At 74.4% G+C, this 25,821-nt stretch carries 24 protein-coding genes; 19 read left to right on the top strand and 5 right to left on the bottom strand.

Annotation, left to right across the window (positions count from 1 at the left end; all coding sequences use genetic code 11):
* Positions 1-5: 5 nt before the first annotated feature.
* A complete protein-coding gene (locus tag ACFYO5_RS08425) occupies positions 6-623 on the bottom strand; it encodes a MerR family transcriptional regulator (protein WP_388705722.1) in 618 nt (205 codons plus the stop codon).
* A gap of 122 nt (positions 624-745) precedes the next feature.
* Between ACFYO5_RS08425 and ACFYO5_RS08420 the strand changes: the two genes are divergently transcribed.
* The 3 genes from ACFYO5_RS08420 to ACFYO5_RS08410 all read left to right on the top strand — a co-directional run bounded on the left by ACFYO5_RS08420 (position 746) and on the right by ACFYO5_RS08410 (position 4,216).
* Complete coding sequence (locus tag ACFYO5_RS08420; protein ID WP_388705719.1) at positions 746-1,147, top strand: DUF3291 domain-containing protein; 402 nt, start codon at positions 746-748, stop codon at positions 1,145-1,147.
* A gap of 145 nt (positions 1,148-1,292) precedes the next feature.
* Entirely contained in the window at positions 1,293-2,696 is a 1,404-nt protein-coding gene (locus tag ACFYO5_RS08415) for an MFS transporter (protein ID WP_388707144.1), read from the top strand.
* A gap of 74 nt (positions 2,697-2,770) precedes the next feature.
* Positions 2,771-4,216 (top strand): glyceraldehyde-3-phosphate dehydrogenase, encoded by a 1,446-nt coding sequence (locus ACFYO5_RS08410; RefSeq protein WP_356563968.1) that lies wholly within the window; start codon positions 2,771-2,773, stop codon positions 4,214-4,216.
* A gap of 125 nt (positions 4,217-4,341) precedes the next feature.
* Here the strand turns inward: ACFYO5_RS08410 and gndA are convergent, their stop codons facing one another.
* Positions 4,342-5,784 carry an NADP-dependent phosphogluconate dehydrogenase gene (gene gndA, locus ACFYO5_RS08405; protein WP_388705716.1) on the bottom strand — a complete coding sequence of 481 codons (1,443 nt, stop codon included), beginning with the start codon at positions 5,782-5,784 and terminating at the stop codon, positions 4,342-4,344.
* Between the two features lie 490 nt (positions 5,785-6,274).
* On the opposite strand from gndA, the gene ACFYO5_RS08400 reads away from it, so the two are divergent.
* The 3 genes from ACFYO5_RS08400 to ACFYO5_RS08390 all read left to right on the top strand — a co-directional run bounded on the left by ACFYO5_RS08400 (position 6,275) and on the right by ACFYO5_RS08390 (position 8,482).
* Entirely contained in the window at positions 6,275-6,871 is a 597-nt protein-coding gene (locus tag ACFYO5_RS08400; RefSeq protein ID WP_388705714.1) for a TetR/AcrR family transcriptional regulator, read from the top strand.
* A gap of 135 nt (positions 6,872-7,006) precedes the next feature.
* Positions 7,007-7,741, top strand: coding sequence for an NADPH-dependent F420 reductase (locus ACFYO5_RS08395; RefSeq protein ID WP_388705711.1), 735 nt, complete (start codon positions 7,007-7,009; stop codon positions 7,739-7,741).
* Positions 7,742-7,939: 198 nt separating this feature from the next.
* On the top strand, positions 7,940-8,482 hold the full coding sequence (locus tag ACFYO5_RS08390) for a hypothetical protein (RefSeq protein WP_388705709.1): 543 nt from the start codon (positions 7,940-7,942) through the stop codon (positions 8,480-8,482).
* Positions 8,483-8,942: 460 nt separating this feature from the next.
* On the opposite strand, the gene ACFYO5_RS08385 is transcribed toward ACFYO5_RS08390, so the two are convergent.
* Complete coding sequence (locus ACFYO5_RS08385; protein WP_388705706.1) at positions 8,943-10,187, bottom strand: MFS transporter; 1,245 nt, start codon at positions 10,185-10,187, stop codon at positions 8,943-8,945.
* A 417-nt stretch (positions 10,188-10,604) separates the two neighbouring features.
* Positions 10,605-11,168 (bottom strand): hemerythrin domain-containing protein, encoded by a 564-nt coding sequence (locus ACFYO5_RS08380; RefSeq protein ID WP_388705703.1) that lies wholly within the window; start codon positions 11,166-11,168, stop codon positions 10,605-10,607.
* 380 nt (positions 11,169-11,548) lie between these two features.
* Here ACFYO5_RS08380 and ACFYO5_RS08375 point away from each other — a divergent pair, with 380 nt between their 5' ends.
* From ACFYO5_RS08375 to ACFYO5_RS08315, 13 genes are all read left to right on the top strand, one after another.
* Positions 11,549-12,538, top strand: a complete 990-nt coding sequence (locus tag ACFYO5_RS08375; RefSeq protein ID WP_388705700.1) for an NAD-dependent epimerase/dehydratase family protein — start codon at positions 11,549-11,551, stop codon at positions 12,536-12,538.
* A 33-nt stretch (positions 12,539-12,571) separates the two neighbouring features.
* Positions 12,572-14,206 (top strand): carbamoyltransferase, encoded by a 1,635-nt coding sequence (locus ACFYO5_RS08370; RefSeq protein WP_388705697.1) that lies wholly within the window; start codon positions 12,572-12,574, stop codon positions 14,204-14,206.
* Complete coding sequence (locus ACFYO5_RS08365) at positions 14,203-15,198, top strand: glycosyltransferase family 2 protein (protein ID WP_388705694.1); 996 nt, start codon at positions 14,203-14,205, stop codon at positions 15,196-15,198. Before ACFYO5_RS08370 ends, ACFYO5_RS08365 begins: the two co-directional genes overlap by 4 nt.
* Entirely contained in the window at positions 15,195-15,752 is a 558-nt protein-coding gene (locus tag ACFYO5_RS08360) for an HAD family hydrolase (RefSeq protein ID WP_356563949.1), read from the top strand. The genes ACFYO5_RS08365 and ACFYO5_RS08360 overlap by 4 nt, the downstream gene beginning before the upstream one ends.
* Complete coding sequence (locus ACFYO5_RS08355) at positions 15,749-16,756, top strand: glycosyltransferase family 9 protein (protein WP_388705691.1); 1,008 nt, start codon at positions 15,749-15,751, stop codon at positions 16,754-16,756. The genes ACFYO5_RS08360 and ACFYO5_RS08355 overlap by 4 nt, the downstream gene beginning before the upstream one ends.
* Positions 16,753-17,715, top strand: coding sequence for a glycosyltransferase (locus ACFYO5_RS08350; protein ID WP_388705688.1), 963 nt, complete (start codon positions 16,753-16,755; stop codon positions 17,713-17,715). The genes ACFYO5_RS08355 and ACFYO5_RS08350 overlap by 4 nt, the downstream gene beginning before the upstream one ends.
* Complete coding sequence (locus ACFYO5_RS08345) at positions 17,712-18,947, top strand: glycosyltransferase (RefSeq protein WP_388705685.1); 1,236 nt, start codon at positions 17,712-17,714, stop codon at positions 18,945-18,947. The genes ACFYO5_RS08350 and ACFYO5_RS08345 overlap by 4 nt, the downstream gene beginning before the upstream one ends.
* Complete coding sequence (locus ACFYO5_RS08340) at positions 18,944-19,585, top strand: SIS domain-containing protein (protein ID WP_356563941.1); 642 nt, start codon at positions 18,944-18,946, stop codon at positions 19,583-19,585. The genes ACFYO5_RS08345 and ACFYO5_RS08340 overlap by 4 nt, the downstream gene beginning before the upstream one ends.
* Positions 19,582-21,000 carry a D-glycero-beta-D-manno-heptose 1-phosphate adenylyltransferase gene (gene rfaE2, locus ACFYO5_RS08335; protein WP_388705681.1) on the top strand — a complete coding sequence of 473 codons (1,419 nt, stop codon included), beginning with the start codon at positions 19,582-19,584 and terminating at the stop codon, positions 20,998-21,000. The genes ACFYO5_RS08340 and rfaE2 overlap by 4 nt, the downstream gene beginning before the upstream one ends.
* Complete coding sequence (locus ACFYO5_RS08330; RefSeq protein ID WP_388705678.1) at positions 20,997-21,986, top strand: glycosyltransferase family 9 protein; 990 nt, start codon at positions 20,997-20,999, stop codon at positions 21,984-21,986. The genes rfaE2 and ACFYO5_RS08330 overlap by 4 nt, the downstream gene beginning before the upstream one ends.
* Entirely contained in the window at positions 21,964-22,872 is a 909-nt protein-coding gene (locus tag ACFYO5_RS08325) for a glycosyltransferase family 2 protein (protein WP_388705675.1), read from the top strand. Before ACFYO5_RS08330 ends, ACFYO5_RS08325 begins: the two co-directional genes overlap by 23 nt.
* Positions 22,869-23,777 carry a glycosyltransferase family 2 protein gene (locus tag ACFYO5_RS08320; protein ID WP_388705673.1) on the top strand — a complete coding sequence of 303 codons (909 nt, stop codon included), beginning with the start codon at positions 22,869-22,871 and terminating at the stop codon, positions 23,775-23,777. The genes ACFYO5_RS08325 and ACFYO5_RS08320 overlap by 4 nt, the downstream gene beginning before the upstream one ends.
* A 133-nt stretch (positions 23,778-23,910) precedes the next feature.
* Positions 23,911-25,146: an ANTAR domain-containing protein gene (locus tag ACFYO5_RS08315; RefSeq protein WP_388705670.1), complete on the top strand. Its 1,236-nt coding sequence runs from the start codon at positions 23,911-23,913 to the stop codon at positions 25,144-25,146.
* A 15-nt stretch (positions 25,147-25,161) separates the two neighbouring features.
* On the opposite strand, the gene ACFYO5_RS08310 is transcribed toward ACFYO5_RS08315, so the two are convergent.
* Positions 25,162-25,758 carry a TetR/AcrR family transcriptional regulator gene (locus tag ACFYO5_RS08310; RefSeq protein ID WP_388705667.1) on the bottom strand — a complete coding sequence of 199 codons (597 nt, stop codon included), beginning with the start codon at positions 25,756-25,758 and terminating at the stop codon, positions 25,162-25,164.
* Positions 25,759-25,821: the final 63 nt, after the last annotated feature.

Genomic DNA, 25,821 nt, shown 5'->3' with positions numbered 1-25,821 from the left:
CGCTCCTACCGAGCGTGGCGCCGGGCCGACTCGTTCTCCTGCGCCATGCGGCGCAGGGCCATCAGCGCGGGCTCCAGGAGGACGGTCACCAGCAGGGCGCGTTCGGCCGCCTCCAACGGGTCGGTGAGGCCGTCGAGTCCGTCGAGGTCGAGGACGGCGATCCGTTCCGCGAGACGGGCATAGGGCAACAGGGTCTGCCGGTCCATGGGAATGCCGACCGACCGCAGGGAGGTCAGGGCCTCGGCGAGGACGGCGCGCGCGGGCGCCGACTCGTGCACGTGCCACCCCAGCTCCTCGACGAGCGCCTCCACGTCACCGGCCGCCGGATCCTGTTCGGCGGACTCGCCGGACAGGGACACGGAGCCGAGGGTGAGGCCCAGCAGCAGATGCGTGTCGCCGCTGTGGGCCGCCAGCGCGTCCAGCACCTCACGGGTGGTGGTGACGGACAGTCCTCGTACACCGGTCAGCGCACGGATCAGGCGCAGTCGGCGCAGATGCTCGTCGTCGTAGTCGGCCTGGGTCGCCGAGGTCTGCCGGCCGGGCGCGAGGAGGCCCTCACGGAGGTAGTACTTGATCGTCGTCACGGAGACACCGCTGCGGCGGCTCAGCTCGGAAATGCGCATCGGGACGGCTCCGCTCTAGAAATTGGATACCTCTACTGTCTAACATGGATAGTGAAGGTATCCAATCAATCCGCCACGGGTCCTTCAGCCCCGCCCTGCCTCTCTCACAGAAGGCCGCAGCCATGCCCACCCTGCCCTGGACCACGCTCGGCGAGCCCGCCCCGGACGCGGAGGTCCACGTCATGGCCTCCCGCTTCGAGGTCCGCTCCCCGAAAGACGTACCGCGGTTCTTCCTGAAGTCCCTCAGCGCGTGGCGACAGGTCACCCGCGCACCGGGCGCGTACGGCGCCTCGCTCATCGCCCAGCCCCTCAGGCGCACCTTCTGGACCCTGTCGGCCTGGGAGGACGAGGAGGCGCTGTACCGGTACGCGCGGACGGAACCGCACCGGTCGATCATGACCGGGCTGCGCTCCACGATGAAGGGCTCGACGTTCACGTTCTGGCAGGTCCGGGCCGACGCGCTGCCCCTGGACTGGGCGGACGCCCGCCGCCGGCTCGCCGAGCAGGACCGCACCGGTGCCTGAGACCCCGCCCCGCCCCTCGCCGAGGAGAGAGCCCGTCATGACCGTCTCCCACCACCCGGCGCTCGACGGGCCCGCCGTCGCCGCCCCGGACGACGAGCGGCGGCGCGTGCCGCTGTGGCTCGCCGTCGTCGCCTGCAGCGTGCCCATGTTCATGGTCGCGCTCGACAACCTCGTCGTGTCCACGGCCCTGCACACCCTGGCCGTCGACCTGCGGGCGAACCCACAGGAACTCCAGTGGTTCGTCAACGCCTACGTCCTCAGCTTCGCCTGCCTGCTCATGACGGGGGCCGCGCTCGGTGACCGGTTCGGCCGGCGACGGGTGTTCGTCGTGGGCGTCGCCCTGTTCACGCTGGCCTCCATGGGCTGCGGCCTGGCCGACACCAGCGCTCAGCTGATCGCCTTCCGCGCGGTGCAGGGCCTCGGCGCGGCGGCCGTGATGCCGCTGTCGCTGACCCTGCTGTCCCAGGCCGTGCCGGAGCGGCTGCGCGGCATGGCGCTGGGGGTGTGGTCCGGCGTGAGCGGCCTCGCCGTGGCGATGGGCCCGGTGGTGGGCGGTGCGGTGGTCGAGGGCCTGGACTGGCGGTGGATGTTCTGGATCAACGTGCCGGTCTGTCTGATCGCGATACCGCTGGTGCTGTTCGCGCTGCGCGAGAGTTCGCTGCCCGGCGCCCGCCTCGACCTGGTCGGCATGGCCCTCGCGGCGGCCGGTCTGTGCGCCGTGGTGTGGGCGATCGTGCACGGCGAGCCGGACGGCTGGACCTCGGTCACGGTGCTGGGCGCGTTCGCGGCGGGCCTGGTGCTGCTGGCCCTCTTCGTGGCCTGGGAGGCGCGCGTCCCGCAGCCGATGCTGCCGCTGTCCTTCTACCGGGTGCGGGCCTTCACCCTCACCAACCTCGTCTCCGCGACGATGTACTTCGGTGTCTTCGGCTCGCTGTTCCTGCTGGCCCAGTACCTCCAGATCGCACCGCCCCGCACTCCGCTGGAGGCCGGTGTGCGCACCCTGCCCTGGACGTTGATGCCGATGTTCGTCGCCCCGGTGGCCGGACTGCTCACCGACCGGGTGGGCGGCGGGCGGCTGATGGCGCTCGGGCTGTTCCTCCAGGGCGTGGGGCTGGGCTGGAACAACCTCGTCGTCGGCACCGACACCGCGTACTCCGCCATGGTCGCCCCGATGATCGTGGCCGGTACCGGCATGGGCCTCGTGTTCGCGCCCACGGCCGCGGTGGTCCTCGGCTCGGTCGCCAAGGAGCACGCGGGCAAGGCGTCCGGGGCGAACACCACGGTCCGCGAGATCGGCGGCGCGCTCGGTATCGCCGTCCTGAGCACGGTGTTCGTGGCGCACGGCGGCATGCGGGGGCCGCAGGAGTTCGTCGACGGCCTGCGCCCCGCGGTGTGGGTCGGCGTCGCGGTGGTCATGCTGGGCGCGGTGTGCGCCCTCGGCATCCCACGCCGGCCGGGTGCCGGGGCCGCGGCCGAGACGGCCCGAGGGTCCGTCGGCCGCCCGCCGGGGAACGGGGCTCCGGACACCACCCGAGCCCCGCACACCTGACCGAGGGGGTCCTTGAACGACCGGGACAGGTGGCGGTTAGCATATGAGCGCCACCTAGCTCGAAAGAGAATCCTGTGACTGTCAACGACGACTCGTTCACCAACTGGAAGAACCGCGAGGAGATCGCGGAGTCGATGATCCCGATGATCGGGAAGCTCCACCGGGAGCGGGACGTCACCGTCCTGCTGCACAGCCGCTCCCTGGTGAACAAGTCGGTGGTGAGCATCCTCAAGACCCACCGCTTCGCCCGGCAGATCGCCGGTGAGGAACTCTCGGTCACCGAGACCCTGCCGTTCCTCCAGGCCCTCACCGCCCTCGACCTCGGCCCGTCCCAGATCGACATCGGCCTGCTCGCCGAGCAGTACCGGGCGGACGACCACGGCCTGTCGGTGCCGGAGTTCACCGCCGAGGCCGTCGCCGGCGCCACCGGCGCCCACCGGATCGAGCGCGGCGCGCCGCGCGACGTCGTGCTGTACGGCTTCGGCCGCATCGGCCGTCTCGTCGCCCGCCTGCTCATCGAGAAGTCCGGGTCCGGCAACGGCCTGCGGCTGCGCGCCGTCGTGGTGCGCGGGGGCGGCGAGCAGGACCTCGTCAAGCGGGCGTCACTGCTGCGCCGCGACTCGGTGCACGGTCAGTTCCAGGGCACGATCACCGTCGACGAGGACAACAGCACGATCGTCGCCAACGGCAACGAGATCAAGGTGATCTACGCCGACGACCCGAGCGAGGTCGACTACACGGCGTACGGCATCACCGACGCGATCCTCATCGACAACACCGGCAAGTGGCGTGACCGCGAAGGACTGTCGAAGCACCTGCGTCCCGGCGTCGACAAGGTCGTGCTGACCGCGCCCGGCAAGGGCGACGTCCCCAACATCGTGCACGGCGTCAACCACGACACGATCAAGCCGGACGAGCGGATCCTGTCCTGCGCGTCCTGCACCACCAACGCGATCGTCCCGCCGCTGAAGGCGATGGCGGACGAGTACGGCGTACTGCGCGGCCACGTGGAGACCGTCCACTCGTTCACCAACGACCAGAACCTGCTGGACAACTACCACAAGTCCGACCGCCGGGGCCGCTCCGCGCCGCTCAACATGGTCATCACCGAGACGGGCGCGGCCTCCGCGGTGGCCAAGGCTCTGCCCGACCTCGACGCGCGGATCACCGGCAGTTCCATCCGGGTGCCGGTGCCGGACGTGTCGATCGCGATCCTCAACCTCCAGCTGGCCCGCGAGGCCGGCCGCGAGGAGGTGCTCGACTACCTGCGGGGTGTGTCGCTGACCTCGCCGCTCAAGCGCCAGATCGACTTCATCAGCGCCCCCGACGCGGTCTCCAGCGACTTCATCGGCTCGCGCCACGCCTCCATCGTCGACGCCGGGGCTCTCAAGGTGGAGGGCGACAACGCGATCCTCTACCTCTGGTACGACAACGAGTTCGGCTACTCCTGCCAGGTCGTCCGCGTCGTCCAGCACGTGTCGGGCGTCGAGTACCCGACGTTCCCGGCACCGAGCGCCTGACCCGTCCGCCTCTCCCGTCGCCCGACCGACCAGTCCGGCCCGGTCCGCCTGGCCGCAACTGGTCGGTCGGGCCGACTGGTCGGGCCGGACAGGTCGGGCCGGACAGGTGGGTCGGGCTCGTGGCCTCACTCCGAGGGCGTCTCCGGGCGGCCCGGCTGGGCCCACTGGGTGTGGAAGGCGCCGGGACGGTCGGTACGGCCGTAGGTGTGCGCGCCGAAGTAGTCGCGCTGGCCCTGGAGCAGGGCGGCGGGCAGCCGGCCGGCGCGCAGGGTGTCGTAGTGGGCGAGGGCCGCGGAGAACGCGGGGACCGGAATGCCGCGGCGGGCCGCGGAGGCCACCGTCTCCCGCCAGGGCACCTGGGCGTCGGTGATCTCCATCGCGAACTCCATCTCCCCCAGCAGGCTGACCAGTTCGGGGTCGGCGGCGTACGCGGTGCGGATGCGGTCCAGGAAGGAGGCGCGGATGATGCAGCCACCGCGCCAGATGCGGGCGACCGAGCCCAGGTCGATCTTCCAGCCGTACTCGCCCGCCGCGTCCTGGATCATCTTCCAGCCCTGGTCGTAGGCGATGACCTTCGAGGCGTACAGGGCGTGCTCCACCTGGGAGGCGAAGCGGGCGGCCTCCGTGCGGCTGATCGCGGGCGTGGTGCCGCCGGGCAGTCCGGAGTACGCGTCGCGCAGGTCGGCCTGGCCGGAGGCGGCTCGGGCGAACGTGGCCTGGGCGATGGTGGTGACCGGTGAGCCCAGGTCCAGGGCGGTCTGCACGGTCCAGCGGCCGGTGCCCTTCTGCCCGGCCGCGTCGGTCACGATGTCCACGAACGGCAGCCCGGTGGCCTCGTCGGTGTGGGCGAGGACCTCGGCGGTGATCTCGATCAGGTAGGAGCCGAGACGCCCCTGGTTCCAGGCGCGGAAGATGTCCGAGATCTCCGCCGGGGTGTACCCGGCGACCTGGCGCAGCAGGTCGTACGCCTCGGCGATGAGCTGCATGTCGGCGTACTCGATGCCGTTGTGGACCATCTTGACGAAGTGCCCGGCGCCGTCGGTGCCGACGTGTGCGGCACAGGGCTCGCCGCCGACCCGCGCGCTGATCGCCTCGAACATCGGGCCGAGCACGTCGTACGCCTCGGTGGAGCCGCCGACCATGATCGACGGCCCGTCGAGGGCGCCCTCCTCGCCGCCCGACACGCCGGTGCCGACGAAGTGCAGACCCCGCGCGCGCAGGGCCTCCTCGCGACGGCGGGTGTCGGCGAAGTGAGCGTTGCCACCGTCGATGATCATGTCGCCGGGCTCGAGGAGCGGGGCGAACTCGTCTATGACGGCGTCGGTCACCGCGCCCGCCTGCACCATGATCATCAGACGGCGGGGGCGTTCGAGCGCGGCGACGAACGCGCGCGCCGACTCCGCCGGGACGAACGCGCCCTCGTGTCCGAACTCCTCGACGAGCGCACGGGTGCGGCCCGCGGTGCGGTTGTGGACGGCGACGGTGTAGCCATTGCGGGCGAAGTTCCGCGCGAGGTTGCGGCCCATCACACCGAGACCGGTGACACCGATGGCGGCGGTTGCGTTCATGAGGCGAGTCCCTTGGATCGACGGCGCGGCCGGGGGCGGACGGCCCCTCGTGCCCCCACATACGGCTGGGAGGCCGGATCTTCTCGATGGCGAGGGGGGCGATCGCGGATGCGGCCGTCGCGGAGGCGCCACGGGCGGGTGCGGCGAGCGGGGAGCCGGAGAGGACGGAGCCGGCGAACCCCTTGCCCGCGAACGCCTTGCCCGCCCCCGGCGCCTTGACCCCCGACGCCTTGCTTGCGAACACCTTGCCGGCGAGGCGCCGCCGGACCGGAGGCCCCCGCGCACTCGTACTCGTACTCGTACTGGCGCACCCTGTCGGCCGAAGCGCTCGGTGTCGCGCCGGGCGGCCCGACCACGTCCTGAGTCAGTGAAGGCGATGGCCATGGCCATGGCGCGAGGTTGGTTTGACCGGAGGCATCCTCCGCTTTATCCTCGAGTTGATTCGGAGGACCCCTCCGTTTCATCGGCCGCAGACGAGGCGGGAGAACGCGTGAGCGCCGAGGAGCAGCAGGGCCGTCGGCTCCGTGCGGACGTCCAGCGCAACCGTGCGGCCCTCCTGGAAGCGGCGCAGCGCCACTTCCTCAAGTACGGCGTGGGCACCTCCCTGGAGGCGGTCGCCAAGGAGGCGGGTGTCGGGCCCGGCACGCTGTACCGGCACTTCCCGACGCGGGAGGCGCTGCTGGCGGCCGTGCTCCAGACGCGTTCCGAGGAGCTGGTGGCCCGCCGGGCGGACATCGAGCGGCTCGGCGACGCCTCCGAGGCGCTGGAGCAGTGGCTGCGGGCGATGGAGGAGTACTTCAGCTCCTTCAGCGGCCTGCCGGAGCCGCTCATGGCCGCGGCCAGGGCGCAGGACCCCGGCAACCCGCTCACGCTTCCCTGCGACATCCTCATCACCACCACCGACCGGTACGTGCGGGCCGCGCAGCTGACGGGGCACGTGCGCCCGTCGGTGACGGGATACGACCTGTTCCTCGCGGCGATCTCCGTCGCCTGGATCAGCGGCACCGGCGCCACCGACGCCGAGTCGCTCGGCCGCCTCCGCGCACTGATCGAGAGCGGCTACCGCGAGCGGGACGACGAGGCGTAGCGCTCCTCGGTACACCGATGCCGTGGCGCCGGGTCTCCGGCAACGACCGCGACCGCCATGTCCGCCCGCACCGATCCCGCACACTCATCACCTCGCGCCGCCCTCAGGCCGGCGCGGCCTCCGAAGGGACACATCATGAAAATCACTGTTATCGGCACCGGAGCGATCGGTGGGAATCTGGCCCGCAGGCTCGGCGCGGCCGGTCACGACATCCAGGTGGCGGGTGCCCGGGGCCCCGAGTTCGTCCCGGAGGACGTGCTGGAGTTCGGCGCCCGCGCGGTGACCACCGCCGTCGGCGTCCGGGAACGGGACGTGATCATCCTGTCCGTCCCCTTCCACCGCGTACCGGAACTGGCCGGACCGCTCGCCTCCGTGGCCGGGGAGACGGTGGTCGTCGACACCTCCAACTACTACCCGCAGCTCAACGGGCACATCGAGGCGGTGGCCGACGGACAGGTGGAGAGCCTGTGGATCACCGAGCGGCTGGGGCGCCCCGTGGTCAAGGCGTGGAACGCCGCCCTGGCCGAAACCCAGCTGACCAGGGGAGTTCCGGCGGGGACCCCGGGCCGCCTCGCCATCCCGGTCGCGGGCGACTCCGAAGACGCACGACGCATCGCCATGCGCCTCGTGGACGACACCGGATTCGATCCCTTCGACGCCGGCGTGCTCGCCGACTCCTGGCGCCAGCAGCCGGGCACCCCCGCCTACTGCACCGAGCTGAACCTGAAGGAACTGGAGTCCGCCCTGGCCGCCGCTGACCGGACCGAGGCCCCGCGCACGCGTGACCGGCTGATGGAGCGCTTCGCCGCCCTCACCTCCGCGCCCACCCTGGACGAGATCGTCGAGATCAACCGCTCCGCCCACCACTGACAGCCCGCCGCGCCGGATTCGGCCCGGACCGGGCCGTTCCCCGCTCACCCCGCCGTTCGACGCGCCACCGGACCACGACGACGGGCGCCGCGTGTGGCCGAAACCACGTCGTCCCCGAGGGCTCGGCCATGTCCTCGCGAGGGGGGCGCGGGCTACGGTTTCGGTCCCTTCCCTCGTACGCACCTCGGACGGCCATCAGTGCGCGCAGATCTCTCCCCACTCATAGCGGCGACCTCCCGTTGGCTGACGCGGGCCTACCCCGCCTGCGGTGGCGCGTTCGCGTCCGCCCTGTGCGAGGTGCAGGCCCGCCAGGCGGTGACCGTCGCGGCGTGGCTGCGCTACCCGACCGTGATGGACGCGGCGCTGGTCGGCCTGGCGGGGCCGGGCGGCTCGGCCAGGCTGGACTGGATCAGCGGTACGGAGGCGGACGGCGGAGGCCCGGACGGTACGGGTGCCGACGGTCCGGATGCCTGGCGCAGCTGGGTGGACGAGGTGGTGGCGAGCTGGGCGGCCTGCCTGCTCACCGACCCGGAGCTGGCCGCGCTGGCGGTGGCCGGCCTGGACGGCGGCGATCACACGACCGGTGTGCCGATGGAGTTCCGCCGCCTGCTCGCCCCCGACGCCCGCGACCGCGAAGCGGCGGCCCTCCTCCGCCACCCCGACCTGCTGGCCCCCGTGTCCGACCTGCACGGCACCCAGCTGACGAACCTGCTCGGGCCCGGACAGGCACTGATCGCCTGACGACGACGGCAGTGCGGCGGTCGCACCCGGCCGGCTTCGCCTGACAACGGCGGTGACGGCGGCGGTCGCACCCGGTCGACACCCGGCCGGCCCGCCCGGTAAGTCCCGTCACGCGGCCGTCCCCGACGCCCGCGACCGCCGAGCGGCGGCCCGGCTCCGCCACCCCTGCTCCAGCCCCGGACAGGCACTGATCGCCTGACGACGACGGCGACGGCGGTGCGGCGGTCGCACCCGGCCCACTTCACCTGACGACGGCGGTGACGGCGGCGGTCACACCCGGCCAGCCCGCGCGGGAAGTCCCCTCAGGCCGCCGTCCCCGACGCCCGCGACCGCGAAGCCGCAGTTGGCCTCCGCCACCCCGACCTGCTGGGGCCCCAGCAGGCACTGATCGCCCGACGACGACGGCGGCGCGGCGGTCGCACCCGGTCGACACCCGGCCGGAGCCCGCCGAGGCGTCCCCTCAGGCGGCCGTCCCCAGTGCCTCGCGGCCGGGGATCTCCTCCCCCGGCCGCGTCGGGATCGGTACGGGTCGCGGGGTGCGGCGGGTGCGCAGGGCGTGGCCGGCGGTGATGCCGACCACGATGACGAGGCCGCCGGTCACCAGGGCGCCGCGCGGTCCCGCGAGTTCCATCAGCAGGCCCAGGGCCGGCGGGCCGCCGAGGCCCCACACGGTGCCGATGCTACTCCACACACCCAGTACGCGTCCGCGCAGGTGAGGGGGCGGGTCGGTCTGGAGTACCGCGGTGCCGGCCGTGTCGGAGACGGATTCGACGACGGCCATCGGGAGCACGAGCACCAGCAGGACGGCCAGCGAGGGCGACAGCCCGGCCACCACCTGGAGCAGCGCGCCCGTCGCCGCCAGGGTGCCCACGATCCGGACCGAGGGCCGGCGCAGGCGGGCGCCGACGACGGCTCCCAGGATGCCGCCGACGGCGAGGACGGTGGAGACGGTGCCGAAGGCGCCCGGCCCTCCGGCCAGCGGGCCGGTGACGAGCACGGCGAGGGTGAGCCCGTAGTTCCGGCCGAAGACCGCGCTGAGGCCGGTGACCCCGGCGAGGGCCACCAGGCGGGGCCGGCGGGCGAAGAAGGCCAGTCCCTCCCGGATGGTCATGTCGTCGCGTTTCCCGGTCCGGGGGCCGGCGGCGCGGACCGCGGCGCCGGCCGCCGGGCGCAGGAAGGGGATGACGGCGGTGACGAAGAGGAACGACAGCCCGTTGGCCGCGTAGGCGGCGGCCGTGCCGAGGAAGCCCACCGTGACCCCGGCCAGCGCCGCGCCCACGAGCCGGCCCGCGTTGTGGACGAGCGCGCCGACCCCGATGGCGGAGGGCACGTCCTCCACGGGCACGAGGTCGTTGCCGAGCAGGGCGCAGGCGGGGCCGTCGACGGTGGCGATCGTGCCGGTCACGGCGGCCAGCACCATCAGGGAGGTCATGGAGAGCAGGTCCAGGGCGACGAGCACGGCCGTGGTGAAGGCGACCGTGCCCAGCAGTGCCTGGCTGACGGCGGCCGTCACCTTGCGCGGCCAGCGGTCGACGGCGGCGCCGCCCAGGAGGCTCATGAAGAGCGCGGGCGCGGCCTGCACGGACATGGACAGGCCGGTGGCCGCGGCGGACCCGGTGATCTGCAGGACGAGCAGGTTCTGGACGGTGAGCTGCATCCAGGTGCCGGCGTTGGACACGAAGTTGGCGACGGACCACCAGCGCATGCTGGGGTGCCTCAGGGACCGCCACGGCGAGCGCGCGGCGTTCCGGGAGGGCGTGCCGGGGGCAGGCGTGGGCGCGGAGAGGGGCGGGGAGGACACAGTGCGGTACCCGAGGGTGCGAGGGGGAGGTCACGGGGCGGCGGAACCGGGGAACACCGGCAGCGCTGCGCGGCCACTCCACCTGATCGGTTACGGCGCGGACCATCGTGGCAGACGCGACGGGTGGGGCACGCCGGCCCACCCGCGCCGCGGTGCCCTCCGACGCCCAACCGGGCGCGACCGTACGGTGGTTGCCGTCCCAAGTGCGGTTGCTCACAAGGGTCCGGGGGCATGCCGACGGGTCCGTCGCCGACGGCGACGGACCCGGCCCCCTGCTCCGCGGCTGTGTCCTGCGGCCCGTGTGTGCGAGGCCCCGGGGTGTCAGCCCTGCTTGCCGCGCCCGCTCAGCGCGTCACGCACCCTGTCCACCAGGCCCGCTCCCGGCGCCAGGATCTTGTTGGCGGGCGGCTTGTCCGGCGCGGACGGGTGGGGACGCGTCGGCGCCGTCTTCTTCGCCATGCGGACCTTGTCGCCCAGGTCGTCCAGGGCGTCCGGGGGGCAGGCCGAGCGCAGCCGCGGGAAGAGGTTGCCCTCCTCGTCGGCGACGTGCTCGCGGATCTCACCCATCAGCATGCCGACGAGCCGGTCGAACTGCGGGTCGTCCGCCTCGCAGCCCTCCAGGTCCTTCATGATCTGTTCGGCCTCGGCGTGGTCCACCAGCTCCTTGTCGGCCAGCGCGTCCCCGCCCGCCACGTGCTCGCGCACCGCCGGGTAAAGGTAGGCCTCCTCGGCCACCGCGTGCCTGATCAGCTCCATCGTGACCTGGTCGGCGTACATCTTGCGGTCCTTGTGGCCGGACGGCAGCGCCTCGATCCTGCCGAACAGCTCCTCGACCTCACGATGATCGGTCATCAGCTCGTCGATGACGTTTCCACCGTGACCCATGTCCTTCACCTCCAAGCCTCGGCACAGCGGATCCGGAACGGACCCGCCACGGGCCGGGTGCCCAGCGCCGCGGGGCCGACACGGGGCCGACCGGGTGAGGCGCGTCGGGGCCGTGCGCCGGGACGCCCTGGGCCGGTGACGCCTCTGCGTCGCGGTCGCGGGACAGTCGGTACCTGAGCACAATAGGGATCAACGTGTGAAAGCTACTGACTCGGGAACCCCGGCCAGTGTCGTCGGGAAAACGGCGGCAGACCGGGACGGCAGTGCCACGCGGCACTCGGCGCGTCCCGCTCCCTCACCCCTCCCCACACTCCCGTGCCGCACCGGATCAGCGCGCCGACCTCGGCCTGGCGCCTCCGGACGCGACCGAAGGACGTCCCATGAATGATGCGACCCCCCGCCTGCCCTGGCGTCGTGCCGTGGTCACCGGCGGCGCCGGCTTCCTCGGCAGCCATCTCTGCGAGCGTCTGTTGGCTTCAGGTGCCGAAGTCGACTGTGCGGACAACCTGGTGTCCGGTTCACGGACGAACATCGCCCACCTCGAGGAGCACCCCGGCTTCCGGTTCGTCGAGTGCGACGTGTCCGCGGCGCACTGCCCGGAGCGCCTGGAGGGGCCGTACGACCTGGTCCTGCACTTCGCGTGTCCGGCCTCGCCCGCCGACTACCTGCGGCTGCCCCTGGAGACGCTCGACGTCGGCAGTCTGGGCACCCGCAACATGCTGGCCGTCGCCGAGCGGGACGGGGCCAGGTTCCTGCTCGCCTCGACGTCCGAGGTGTACGGCGATCCCCTGGTGCACCCGCAGCGCGAGGACTACTGGGGCAACGTCAACCCCGTCGGCCCGCGGAGTGTGTACGACGAGGCCAAGCGGTTCTCGGAGGCGCTGGTCACGGCCCATGTCCGGGCCCGGGACGCCGACGCCGGCATCGTCCGGCTGTTCAACACGTACGGGCCGCGGATGCGGGCCCACGACGGGCGCGCGGTCCCCACCTTCGTGTGTCAGGCACTGGCCGGCGAGCCGTTGACGGTGGCGGGCGACGGCGGTCAGACGCGGTCGCTGTGCTACGTCGACGACACGGTGGACGGGATCCTGCTGGTGGCGGCGAGCCACTCGGTGCGGCCGGTCAACATCGGCGGAACCGACGAGGTCACGGTCCGCGACATCGCGCGCCGGGTGGTGGAGCTGACGGGATCGCACTCGCGGATCGAGTTCGTCGACCGTCCCGTCGACGACCCCCAGCGGCGCCGCCCGGACACGACGCTGGCCCGGGAGCTGCTGGGCTGGGCGCCCAGGGTGCCCTGGGAGGAAGGCATCAAGCACACGATCGCCTACTTCGCCGCGACCCAGCCGACGCGGGTGCCGCAGCTCTGAGACCCGCCCCCCACCCCGCCCCGGAGGCTTCGCATGCGCGTACTGGGAATCAACGCCCTCTTCCACGATCCCGCCGCCGCGCTCGTCATGGACGGCAGGATCGTGGCGGCGACGGAGGAGGAGCGCTTCAGCCGTCGTAAGCACGGCAAACGCCCCGTCCCCTTCTCCGCCTGGGAAGTGCCCGAACTGTCCGCCCGGTGGTGCCTGGAGCAGGCCGGGCTCGACCCGTCCGAGCTGGACGCGGTCGCCTACTCCTACGACCCCGACCTCGCGCGCCCCGCGGACCAGCTGGGCCTGAACGACCCGTGGGACCATCTGCGGCAGGAGTACGCGCGCCGCGCCCCCGAGTTCCTGGCCGAGGCGCTGCCCGGCCTCGACCCCGCCAAGGTCCGCTTCGTCCCGCACCACGTCGCGCACGCCGCCTCGGCCGGGCAGGCCTCCCCCTACCCCGACTGCGCCGTCCTGGTGCTCGACGGCCGCGGCGAGTGCGGCTCCCACCTCGCGGGCCGCTACGCGAACCGCGAACTCACCGTCCTCGGCTCCCAGTCGCTGCCGGACTCGATGGGCCTGTTCTACGAGGACCTCACCCAGCACCTCGGTTTCCTGCGCAGCAGCGACGAGTTCAAGGTCATGGCGCTCGCCTCGTACGGCACGCCGCGCCACCTCGACCGGTTGCGCGAGTACGTGCGCGCGGACGGCGAGGGCGGTTTCCGGGCCCGCACCGTCCCGTGGGCGTCGCTGGTCCCGCCGCGCGCCGCCGGCGCCCCCTGGACGCAGGACCACGCGGACATCGCCGCCAGCGCGCAGGCCTGTCTGGAGGAGGTGCTGCTCGATCTGGTGCGGTGGCTGCACGAGCGCACCGGCGAGGACGTGCTGACCCTCGCGGGCGGGGTGGCCCTCAACTGCGTGGCCAACACCCGGCTGTACCGGGAGGGCCCGTTCGAGCGGGTCTGGGTGCAGCCCGCGGCCGGGGACGCGGGCACGGCGCTGGGTGCCGCTCTGCACGTCGCCCACCAGAAGGAGACCGTGGAGGCCATGCCGACGGCCGCCCTGGGCCGCGGCTGGAGCGACGCCGAGCTGCGCGACTGGCTGGAGCGGGCGGCCGTACCGTACGAGGAGCCCGCGGACATCGCCGAGACCGTCGCCGAGGAACTGGCGCGCGACGGTGTCGTGGCCTGGTTCCAGGGCCGCAGCGAGTACGGGCCGCGGGCGCTCGGCCATCGCTCGCTGCTGGCCCATCCGGGGCGGGCGGAGAACCTGGAGCGGCTCAACGCGGTGAAGGGCCGCGAGGAGTTCCGTCCGGTCGCCCCGATGGTGCTGGCGGAGCGGGCGCCGGAGCTGTTCGACGGGCCGATGCCCAGCCCGTACATGCTGTTCGTGCACGAGGTCGCCGCCGAGTGGCGGGACCGGATCCCGGCCGTGGTCCACGTGGACGGCACGGCCCGCATCCAGACCGTGGACCGGGCGGAGGAGCCGCTGGTGGCGCGGATGATCGACGGCTTCGAGCGGCGGACCGGGCTGCCGGTGGTGGTCAACACCAGCCTGAACACCGCGGGACGGCCGATGGTCGACGATCCGCGGGACGCACTGGAGTGCTTCGGGTCCGCGCCCGTGGACCTGCTCGCCCTCGGCCCGTTCGCGGTCCGGCGGAAGAAGGTGTTCGCATGACGGACGCGCCCGCCTATTCGGTGGTGATCCCCACGATCGGGCGGCCCTGCCTCGCCGACTGCCTGAGCGCCCTCGCCGCGGCCGCGGACCATCCGCCCGAGGAGGTCGTCGTGGTCGACGACCGCCCGGAGCCGGCCGGGGAGCTGCCGCTGGAGGCGGCCGGCGTGCTGCGCGGGCGGGTGCGCACCCTGCGCAGCGGCGGGCGCGGACCCGCCGCCGCCCGCAACACCGGCTGGCGCACGGTCGGTACGCCGTGGACGGTGTTCCTCGACGACGACGTGCGGGTGCTGCCGAAGTGGTCCCGGCTCCTGGCGGACGATCTCGACGCGGCCGGCCCGGACACCGGCGGCGTCCAGGGCCGGCTGACCGTCCCGCTCCCCGAGGACCGCAGGCCCACGGACTGGGAACGCGGCACGGCCGGACTGGAGCAGGCGGCCTGGGCGACCGCCGACATGGCCTACCGGACGGCCGCGCTGGCCGGTGTGGGTGGTTTCGACGAGCGGTTCCGCCGGGCGTTCCGGGAGGACGCCGACCTGGCGCTGCGCGTCCTGGAGGCCGGCTGGACGCTGCGGCGCGGTCTGCGGACGACCCGGCACCCGGTGCGGCCGGCCGACCGCTGGGTGTCGGTGAGGGCCCAGCGCGGCAACGCCGACGACGTCCTGATGAACCGGCTGCACGGCCCGGACTGGTGGTCGCGCGCCGAGGCACCGCGCGGGCGGCTCCCCCGGCACGTCCTGGTGACGTCCGCCGCCCTCACCGCGTCCCTGTGCGCGCTGGCCGGCCGGCGCCGGGCCGCCGCCGCGGCCGGCGCGCTGTGGCTGGCGGGCACCGCCGAGTTCGCCGCCGCCCGGATCGCGCCCGGCCCGCGGACCCGGGACGAGGTCGCCACCATGGCGGTCACCAGCGTGGTCATTCCGCCGCTCGCGGTGCGCCACTGGCTGGACGGCCTGGTGCGGCACCGCCGGGCGCTGCCGATGGGAGGCCGGCCGTGAGCCGCCCGACCGCCGACCTCGTCCGGGTCGCCGCCGTCCTCTTCGACCGCGACGGCACCCTCGTCGAGGACGTCCCCTACAACGGCGACCCCGACCGGGTCCGCCTGCTGCCCGGCGCGCGGCGGGCGACGGACCTGCTGCGGGCCGAGGGCATCGCGACGGGAGTGATCAGCAACCAGTCGGGCATCGGCCGCGGACTGCTCACCCATGCCGACGTGCGCCGCGTCAACGACCGGGTGGACACCCTGCTCGGCGGCCTCGGCACGTGGGTGTACTGCCCGCACCTGCCCGACGACGGCTGCGCCTGCCGCAAACCGCGTCCCGGGCTGGTGATCGAGGCGGCCCGCCGACTGGACGTGGCGCCCGAGGACTGTGTGGTCATCGGCGACATCGGGTCCGATGTGCTGGCCGCCCGCGCGGCGGGCGCCCGGGGGGTGCTGGTCCCGACGGCGGTGACCCTGCCCGAGGAGGTCGAGGCGGCGCCCGCCACCGCCCCCGACCTGCTCACGGCGGTCAACCGGCTGCTGGCGGGGACCCGGGGAGGACGGCTGTGAGGGCATTGGTCGTACGGCTCGACAGCTTCGGCGACGTGTTGCTCGCCGGGCCCGCCGTCCGCGCGGTCGCCGCCCGCAGCACCCAGGTGACGATGCTGTGCGGTCCACGCGGCGAACCCGCCGCCCGGCTGCTGCCCGGCGTCGACGAGGTCCTGGTGTGGTCGGCGCCGTGGGAGGGCGTCGACCCGCCCCCGGTGCGGGCGGCGGACCTCGACGGGCTGGTACGGCGGCTGCGCGAGGCCGCGTTCGACGTGGCCCTCGTCCTGACCTCGTTCCACCAGAGCCCGCTGCCCACCGCCCTGGTCCTGCGGCTGGCCGGGATCGGCCGGATCGGCGCCGACAGCGTCGACCACCCGGGCAGCCTCCTCGACGTACGGCACCGGCGGCTGCCCGGCCGGCACGAGGCCGAGGCGGCGCTCGACACCGCCGCCGCGCTGGGATTCCCGCCGCCGCCCGGCGACGACGGACGGCTGCGCGTCCTGCCGCCGCCGGACACGGTGGCGCTGACCGGCAACGGCCCGTACGTCGTCGTCCACCCCGGTGCCAGCGCGCCCGCCCGCGCCTGGAGTCCCGGACGCTGCGCCGAGGCCGTGGCGCTGCTCACCGACGCCGGTCACCGGGTGATCGTCACCGGCGGGCCGGACGAGACGGACCTCACCCGCCGGGTCAGCGGGGAGACGGGGGTGGACCTCGGGGGCAGGACCGAGCCGCGCACGCTGGCGGGCGTGCTGCGCACCGCCGACGTCGTGGTGTCCGGCAACACCGGCCCCGCGCACCTGGCGGCGGCCGTCGGCACCCCGGTGGTCTCCCTGTTCGCCCCGGTCGTCCCGGCGGAGCGCTGGGGGCCGTACGGCGTGCCGAGTGTGCTGCTCGGCGACCAGAAGGCGCCCTGCGCGGACAGCAGGGCCCGGCACTGTCCGGTGCCGGGCCATCCCTGCCTGGACGAGGTCACCGGGCAGGACGTGGTGCAGGCGGTGCGGAAACTGCTCGAGGAGCACGTATGAACATTCTTGTCTGGCATGTGCACGGCTCGTGGCTGACGTCGTTCGTCCAGGGCCCGTACACCTTCCTGGTGCCGGTGACGCCCGACCGCGGGCCGGACGGGCTGGGGCGGGCCAGAACGTGGGAATGGCCGCGCACGGTCCGTGAGGCGGCTCCCGAGGAGCTGCGCGGAGCCGACATCGACCTGATGGTGCTGCAACGCCCGCACGAGCTGGAACTGGCCCACGAGTGGACGGGCCGCCGGCCCGGTGTCGACGTCGCGGCGGTGTACGTCGAGCACAACAGCCCGCACGAGTCGGCCGTCGACACCCGCCACCCGCTCGCCGACCGGACCGACATACCGGTCGTGCACGTCACCCACTTCAACCGTCTGATGTGGGACAACGGGCGGGCGCCGACGACGGTGATCGAGCACGGCATCATCGACCCGGGCCCGTTGTGGACGGGTGAGGACAACCGTGCCGCGGTCGTCGTCAACGAGCCGGTGCGGCGCGGTCGCACCACCGGGACGGATCTGCTGCCCCGCTTCGCCCGCCAGGTGCCGCTGGACGTGTTCGGCATGCGCACGGAAGGGCTCGCCGAGCGCCTCGGGCTGCCGCCCGAGAGCTGCCGCAGCCGGGACCTGCCGCAGGGCGAACTGCACCCGGCGATGGCCCGTTGCCGCCTCTACCTGCACCCGATCCGCTGGACGTCGCTGGGGCTGTCGCTGCTGGAGGCCATGTTCCTGGGGATGCCCGTGGTGGCGCTGGACACCACCGAGGTCCGCGAGGCCGTTCCCGAGGGGGCGGGGGTGGTCTCCAACCGGTTCGACGTGCTGGAGGACGCCGTGCGCCGCCTGGCCGCGGACCCCGCGTACGCCCGCGCGACAGGGGAGGCCGGCCGGGCCGCGGTTCAGGCCCGCTACGGAGAACGGCGTTTCCGCGACGACTGGGAACGCCTGATCAAGGAGGTCACCCGATGAGCCCCAGTCACCCCACCGCCGGCCGCGTCGCCATGGTCTCCGAGCACGCCAGCCCCCTGGCCGAACTCGGCGGCCCGGACGCGGGCGGACAGAACGTGTACGTGGCCCAGCTCGCCGGGCAGCTGGCCCGCCGGGGCCACGAGGTCGTCGTGTACACGCGCCGCGACGACCCCAGGCTGCCGGAGCGGGTCACGACGTCGGACGGGGTGAAGGTGGTCCATGTGCCCGCCGGACCCCCGGCCCCCATACCCAAGGACGAACTGCTGCCGTACATTCCGGAGTTCGGGGCGTGGCTGGCGCAGGAGTGGGCGGCCGAGCCACCCGACGTGGTGCACGCGCACTTCTGGATGTCCGGGATGGCGGCGGTCTCCGGGGCGCGCGCCCTGGGGGTGCCGGTGGTGCAGACGTACCACGCGCTCGGCACGGTGAAGAAGCGTCATCAGGGGGCCGCCGACACCAGTCCGCCGCAGCGCGTCGCCATCGAGTCGGCGGTGGGGCGGGAGTGCGCCGGGATCATCGCCACCTGCGAGGACGAGGTGGCCGAGCTGATCGCCATGGGCCTGCCGCGCGACCGGGTCCGCGTCGTCCCCTGCGGAGTGGACCCGGTGCAGTTCGCGCCCGTGGCCGGGGCCCGGCGGTCCGCCTCCGCGCCCCGTCGGCTGCTGTCGGTCGGCCGGCTCGTCCCCCGCAAGGGTTTCGACCGGGCGATCCGCGCGCTGCCCGGCGTCCCCGACGCCGAACTTCTCATCGCCGGCGGGCCCGAGCACGCCCTGCTGGGCGCCGAACCGGAGGCGGAGCGGCTGCGGGCGCTCGCCGAGGAGCACGGGGTGGCCGACCGGGTGACCTTCCTCGGAGGGGTGCGCCCGGACCGGATGCCGGAGCTGATGTCCGGCGCCGACCTGGTGCTGTCCCTGCCCCGCTACGAGCCGTTCGGCATCGTCCCCGTCGAGGCCATGGCGTGCTGTGCTCCCGTCGTGGCCACCGCCGTCGGCGGCCAGCTCGACACGGTCGTCGACGACGTCACGGGCGTCCTCGTGCCACCCGACGAGGACCACGACCTCGCCACGACGATCCGCGACCTCCTCGACGATCCCGCCCGGCTCGCCCGGTACGGCGCCGCGGGCCGGCGCCGCGTCCTCGCCCGCTACACCTGGGATCGCGTCGCCGACGGGGTGGCCCGGGTCTACAGCGCCGTCTCCTCCGTCCCCTCGCTCTCGGGAGTCGTCCGATGAAACTCGCCACCGACGTCACTCACTGCGACGACCTGATGAAGGCCCTCGCGGGCTTCCGCGAGTACGCCACGCCCGTGCTCAACCGGTGGGGCGCCGGCCTCGCCGACCGGCTCGGGGCCGGTTCCCGGCTGCTGGTCGCGGGCAACGGCGGCAGCGCCGCCCAGGCCCAGCACCTGACCGCCGAACTCGTCGGCCGCTACCGCGACGACCGCCCGGCGTTCTCCGCGCTCGCCCTGCACGCCGACACGTCCTCCACCACGGCCATCGCCAACGACTACGGCGTGCAGGAGATCTTCGCCCGTCAGGTCGCCGCCCACGGCCGGGCCGGGGACGTGCTGATGCTGCTGTCCACCAGCGGCGCGAGCGAGAACCTGCTCGTCGCGGCCAAGGAGGCCGCCCGCCTCGCCATGACCGTCTGGGCGCTGACCGGTCCGGCGCCCAACCCCCTGGAGGCGGCGGTGGACGAGGCCCTGTGCGTGGAGGGGGCCACGTCCGCCACGGTGCAGGAGCTGCACCTGGTCGCCGTGCACATGCTCTGCGAGTCCTTCGACCGGAGCGTGGAGCGGCGCCTGGCCGTCGAGCGGCGGGGCCGGAACGCGGACCGGTGGGCGGACCCGGCCGGAAGGGACGGCGCATGAGCGCCCCGGCGCCGCTGCTCGTCGTCGGCGACGCGCTGCTCGACCACGATCTGTGCGGACGGGCCGAGCGGCTGGCGCCGGACGCGCCCGTGCCGGTGGTGAGCGCCGCCCGGCGCACCACCCGGCCCGGCGGGGCGGCCCTCGCGGCCTGGCTCGCCGCGGCGGACGGCAGGCCCGTCACCCTGGTGGCCGCGCTCGGCGACGACGAGTCCAGTGCTTGTCTGGTGCGCGCGCTGGGCGGCCGGGTGCGGCTGGTGCGGCTGCCGCTGACCGGCGATCTCTCCAGCAAGACCCGCGTCCTCGCGGAGGGCACGCCGCTGCTGCGGCTGGACGACGGCGACGGCCGGGCCGGGGAGGCGACCGACGAGGCGCGCCGTGCGGTCGCCGAGGCCGGCGCGATCCTCGTCGCCGACTACGGCCGCGGCACCGCCGAGGTACTGCGGGAGGAACTGGCGGCCGCGGCGGCCAGGGTGCCCGTCGTGTGGGATCCGCATCCGCGCGGGGAGCGGCCGGTGCCGGGGGTGCGGCTGGTCACGCCGTCGGCGAGCGAGGCGCGCGGCTTCGCCGGTGACGAACCGCCCGAGGGCGCGGGCGCGCTCCAGACGGCGGCCCGGGACGCCGACACGCTCGTGCGGGCCTGGCGGGCGGCCTCCGTCGCCGTGACGCTGGGCGGCCGGGGCGCGTTGCTGTCGCACGGCGACACCCCGCTGCTGGTGCCGTCGCCGGTGACGGCCGACGGTGACGCCTGCGGCGCCGGGGACCGGTTCGCGGCGGCCGCGGCCGGGCTGCTGGCCGACGGCGAACTCACCGAGGCCGCCGTCCGCGGCGCCGTGCACGCCGCGACCCGGTACGTCGCCGAGGGCGGCGCCCGAGCGGTGTCCGCGCCGCCGGTGCCGGCGCCTCCGGCGGTGGACGCCGAGCCGACGGACGACGCGCTGCGCACGGCCGCCCGGGTGCGCGCCGCGGGCGGGACCGTCGTGGCCGCCGGCGGCTGCTTCGACCTGCTGCACGCCGGCCATGTCGCACTGCTCCAGGCGGCCCGCCGTACCGGGGACTGCCTGGTGGTGTGCGTCAACTCGGACGCGTCCGTGCGCCGCCGCAAGGGCGACGGACGGCCGCTGGTGCCGGTCGCGGACCGGATCAGGGTGCTGCGCGCGCTGGAGTGCGTGGACGCGGTCGCCGTGTTCGACGAGGACACCCCGGAGCGGCTGCTCGCCGAACTGCGCCCGCACATCTGGGCGAAGGGCGGCGACTACGCCCTGGAGCGGCTGCCGGAAGCCTCGCTGGTGGAGAGCTGGGGCGGGCAGGTCGTCCTCTTCCCCTATCTGGACGGCCGCTCCACGACCGGCATCGCGGAGAGGGCGGCGCGGTCCCCGCGGCCGGTGGGGCTGGCGCACGGACGGGGCAACCGGTGACACCCCGGGTTCTGGTGCTGCGGGCGCTGGGGCTGGGCGATCTGCTCGCCGGGGTGCCCGCGTTGCGCGGTGTCCGCCGGGCCTTCCCCGGGCACGAGGTGGTGCTGGCGCTGCCGCCGGCGCTGCGCGAGGCCGCGCTGTCCACCGGCGCGGTGGACAGCGTCCTCCCCGCGGAGGCGCCGCGGCGGGGCGTGCCGTCCCTGACGCACTGGACGGGGCCGCCGCCGCAGGTCGCCGTCGACCTGCACGGCAAGGGGCCGGAGAGCCGTGACGCGCTGGCCGCCGTCGGCCCCGGCCTGCTGCTGGCCTTCGCCCAGCCCGACCCGCCGCCGCCCGAGTGGCGGGCGGACGAGCACGAGCGCGACCGGTGGTGCCGCTTCCTGGCGGCCTACGGCATCCCCGCCGACCCCACCGACGTGCGGCTGCCCCCGCCGGCGGCGGACTCGCCCGCGCCGGGGGCCGTCGTGGTGCATCCCGGGGCGGAGTCCGCGGCCCGGCGCTGGCCCGCCGAGCGCTACGCCGCCCTCGCGCGGACGTTGCGCGCGGAGGGCCACCGGGTCGTCGTCACCGGTGGTCCGGCGGAGGACGCGCTGGTCCTGGACGTCGCCGGGCGGGCGGGGCTGCCGGAGCGGGACGCGCTGTGCGGCGGTCTGCCGTTCGGCGAGCTGTCGGCGCTGGTCGCGGGTGCCGCGCTGGTCGTGAGCGGCGACACGGGACTCGCGCATCTGGCCGTGGCGCACGCCACGCCGTCCGTGACGCTCTGCGGGCCGGTGGCGCCGCGTCTGTGGGGTCCGCCGCGTTCGCCGCGTCATCTCGCCCTGTGGAAACCGGGACCGCCGGGCGATCCGCACGCCGACGTGCCCGACCCCCGGCTGCTGCGCATCGACGTCGACGAGACCGTCACCGCGGCGCGAACGCTCCTCCGGCGCGGCCGCACCACATCGGAGAGGGGAGCGGAGACGCGTGTCGCCCCAGCCCGCCCCTGACGGCCGGATCACGGTGGCGGTGATCACCCGCGACCGGCCGCGAAGCCTGCTGCGCACCCTCGACGCGCTGGCCGCGCTGCCGGAGCGCCCGCCCGTGATCGTCGTCGACAACGGCTCCGACGGCGCGACCCGCGAGGTGGTGGGCGCGCACCCGGCGGCCGTCCGTCTCATCAGGCCGGGCGCGAACACCGGCGCCGTGGGCCGCAATCTCGCGGTCCGGGAGGCCGCCACCCCGTACGTGGCGTTCAGCGACGACGACTCGTGGTGGGAGCCGGGCAGTCTGCGGCGGGCGGCGGACCTCCTGGACGCCAGTCCCCGGCTGGGCCTGGTCGCCGCGCGCACCCTCGTCGGTCCCGAGCGGGCCGAGGACCCCCTCAACGACGTGCTCGCGGCCTCGCCCCTGCCGTGGGAGCCCGACCTGCCGGGCCAGCCGGTGCTGGGCTTCCTGGCGTGCGCCTGCGTGGCGCGCCGCGACGCCTTCCTCGACGCGGGCGGATACCACCCGCTGCTCTTCTTCGGCGGCGAGGAGACCCTGCTCGCCTACGATCTCGCGGCCGGCGGCTGGGGAGTGACGTACGAGCCCTCGCTGACGGCCCGCCACCATCCCGAGCCCGGCGGTCGCGGCGGGCGCAGCCACCAGGTGCGGCGCAACGAGGTGCTGACCCTGGTGCTGCGCCGCCCGTTTCCGGTGGCGCTGCGGGCGGGCGCCCGGCTGGCGGTCTCGGCGGTGAGCGGTGAGCCCGGCGCCCGCCGCGCCCTGCGCGAGGTCGCCGTACGGCTGCCCGCCGCGCTCGCCCGGCGCCGTCCGCTGCCCACGCGGGTGGAGCGGGCCGCCCGGCTGCTGGACCGGCCGCGATCCGTCGCGGCGGAACGGAGGACGGTATGAGCGATCCGGCCGAGGACGACCGCACGACGGTCGTGGTCATCACCCACAACCGGCGGGACGAACTCCTGCGGACCCTGGCCCGCCTGTGCGAGCTGCCCGAGCGGCCGCTGGTGATCGTCACCGACAACGCCTCGGTCGACGGGACGGCCGAAGCGGTGCGCCGTGACTTCCCCGAGGTCGTGCTGCTGGAGCCGGGGACCAATCTCGGCGCCGTCGGACGCAACCTGGCCGTGGGACACGTCCGTACGCCGTACGTGGCGTTCTGCGACGACGACACCTGGTGGGAGCCGGGCAGTCTGCGGCGGGCGGCGGACCTGCTCGACGCGGGAGGGCGGCTGGCCGCCGTCACCGCCCGGATCGTGGTGGAGCCGGGCGGCACCGAGGACCCCGTCGTCGAGGAACTCCGGGAATCCCCCCTGACGGGTCCCGACGACCTGCCGGGGCCGGCCCTGGGCTCCTTCCTCGCGGCGGCCACCGTGTTGCGCGTCGACGCCTTCCGCGGCGCCGGCGGCTTCCACCCCGGTCTGTGGCTCGGCGGCGAGGAGGAACTCCTGGCCACCGATCTGCTGCGGCAGGGCTGGTGGCTCAGTTACGTCGAGGAGCTGACCGTCCATCACCAGGCCTCGCTGCTGCGGGACAGCACGGCCCGCCGGATCCTGGGCCTGCGCAACACGCTGTGGTTCACCTGGCTGCGCCGCCCCCTGCCGTCGGCGCTGCGGCGTACGGCGCGGCTGGCGCTCACGGTGCCCCGGGACGCCGCTTCGGTCCGCGCCTTCGCGCACGCGGCGGCCGGACTGCCCTGGGTGCTGAGGCAGCGGGCGCCGGTACCGCCGGAGATCGAACGCCGGATCGCCCTGCTGGAACGGGCCCGGCGCTCGTCGCCCGCACGCCAGTACGTCGGATGAGCGTGCGGGCCCGCGGACGCGGACACGGCGCCTGGGGTCGTTGCATCCGGCCGTCGGCGCTGGGCATGGTGGACGCCTTCGGTCAGGACGCGGCCGGCTGGTCATCCATCCGTATCGGGAGGCGCCTCTCCTCATGATGTCCGATCAGCCCTGCCGGGCCGGCTCACCGCCCGCCCCGCTGATGATGAAGGCCTCGCCGCTGGACGGCGAGAGCCTGGGGCAGGTCACGTTCCTTCAGGTACGCGGCACCCTGGACGCCTCCAACGCCGACGACTTCTCCCACGCGCTCGCCTCGCACCTGGCGCGCGCGGAGGTCACCGAGACGCACGCCGTCCTCGACATGACGGACGTGCATCTGTCGAGCGCGGCGGCCGTGCGCGCCCTCGACCAGGTCACCCGCGGTCTCGCGGCGGCGGGCCGTCCGCTGCCGATCGTGCAGCCGCGACCGCATGTGCGGGAGGCCCTGCGGCTGGCGGGGCTGCCGGGCATCCGGCCGCACCCCACGGTGGAGTCGGCGCTCCAGGGCCTCAGGGCCGCCCCCGACACGGGCGGGCCCCCGGTTCCGGCCGATCCCGCGCCGCTCCCGGCGGGCGGCGACCCGCTCGCCGAACTACGCGGGCTGCGGGCCAAGCTGCGCAGCTCCGCGCTGATCGGAGTGGCTCAGGGGATCCTCCTGGAACGGTACGGGCTGCCGACGGCGTCGGTCGCCTTCGACCTGCTCAGCAGCGCCTCCCAGCACTGCAACGTGCCGGTCCGGGTGCTCGCCTCGGCGGTGGTGACCACTCCACCGCCGGGCCGGGCGTCCGTCCGGTCGGACCGTCCGCCGGTGCCCGCGGCGCCGTTCCTCGCACGCGCCGACGTGTCGCCGGTGGAACGGCGCCGGGTGCTCGACGCGGCGGCCCGCGAGGCGCTGGCCGTGACCGGCGCCCGTTCCGTGGACCTGCTGTGCGTGGAGGAGGCCCAGGACACGCTGGTGCTGGAGGCGCGGTGCAATCTGGGCGAGGCCTTCGCGGATGTGTTCGCCGAGGTGTCCCACGTCCGGGCGCCGTGCACCGTCGCCCGCGCGACGCTGCGCCGCGTGGTGGTGGAGAGCGTGGCGACGGACCCGGTCTTCGCCGACGCGCGGATGCGGGAGGCGCTGCTGGCCGAGGGGACGCGGTCCCTGTACTGCGCGCCGCTGGTCGATGGCGCGGGGACCGGTGTGGGGGTGGTCTCCGCGCACTGGCCGGCGGCCGGGCGGTGGCTGTCCGGCCCCCAGGAGCGGGCCCTGGAGGCGCTGGCCCACACGGTGGCGACCTGGCACGACTGGTACCGGCGGAGCGTGGTGGCCGACGCTCTCGACCATCTGCACCGCGTCGCCCGCCCCTGAGCCGGGCGACGCCCTTCAGGGGGACCGCACCAGGCCCGCGACGTGGGCGGTGACGGTGTCCAGGATGTCGTTCCAGCCGGCGTCGTCGCCGAGGACCAGGTAGTTGAGGGTCAGCCCGTCGGTCATGGCGGCCAGGTAGCGGGCCAGGACGGGGACCGGCACGCCCAGCCGGAAGTCCGCGCTCGCGCGCAGTTGCTCGATGAGTTCGGCGTAGGTGTCGGCGTACAGCTCGTACTGGCGGCGCGCGAGATGTTCGAATCCGGGCTGGCGAAGGGCGTACTGGGTCAGTTCGTAGGTCAGCGTGTGTTCGTCGGGGTGGGCGCGGACGTGGTCCCAGTACGCCTGGAAGCCGGCCCGGACGGTCTCCTCCAGCGTCGCACGCGGCCGGATGGCCTCCCGGACGACCGTGACGTAGTGGTCGGTGATCGTCGTGATGACGGACTCGACGAGGGCCTGCTTGGAGTCGAAGCAGTAGTGGAAGACGCTCAGGGACACGCCCGCCTCGGCGGCGATGGACCGGGTCGTCGTCCGGGCGACGCCGTCGCGGGTCATCGCCCGGATCGCCGCCTCCGTCAGCTGCCGGCGCCGTTCGGCCGACGGCATCCGCGCCATGTGCGTGTCCTTAGGGCTGGTGGCGGCCCGCCCGCGGTGAGGCGGGCGGGCCGATGGGAGGAG

This window comes from Streptomyces sp. NPDC006259 (assembly GCF_042870975.1).
In the GTDB taxonomy this organism is placed as follows: Bacteria; Actinomycetota; Actinomycetes; order Streptomycetales; family Streptomycetaceae; genus Streptomyces.
This window is presented reverse-complemented; position numbering and strand designations above follow the sequence as displayed.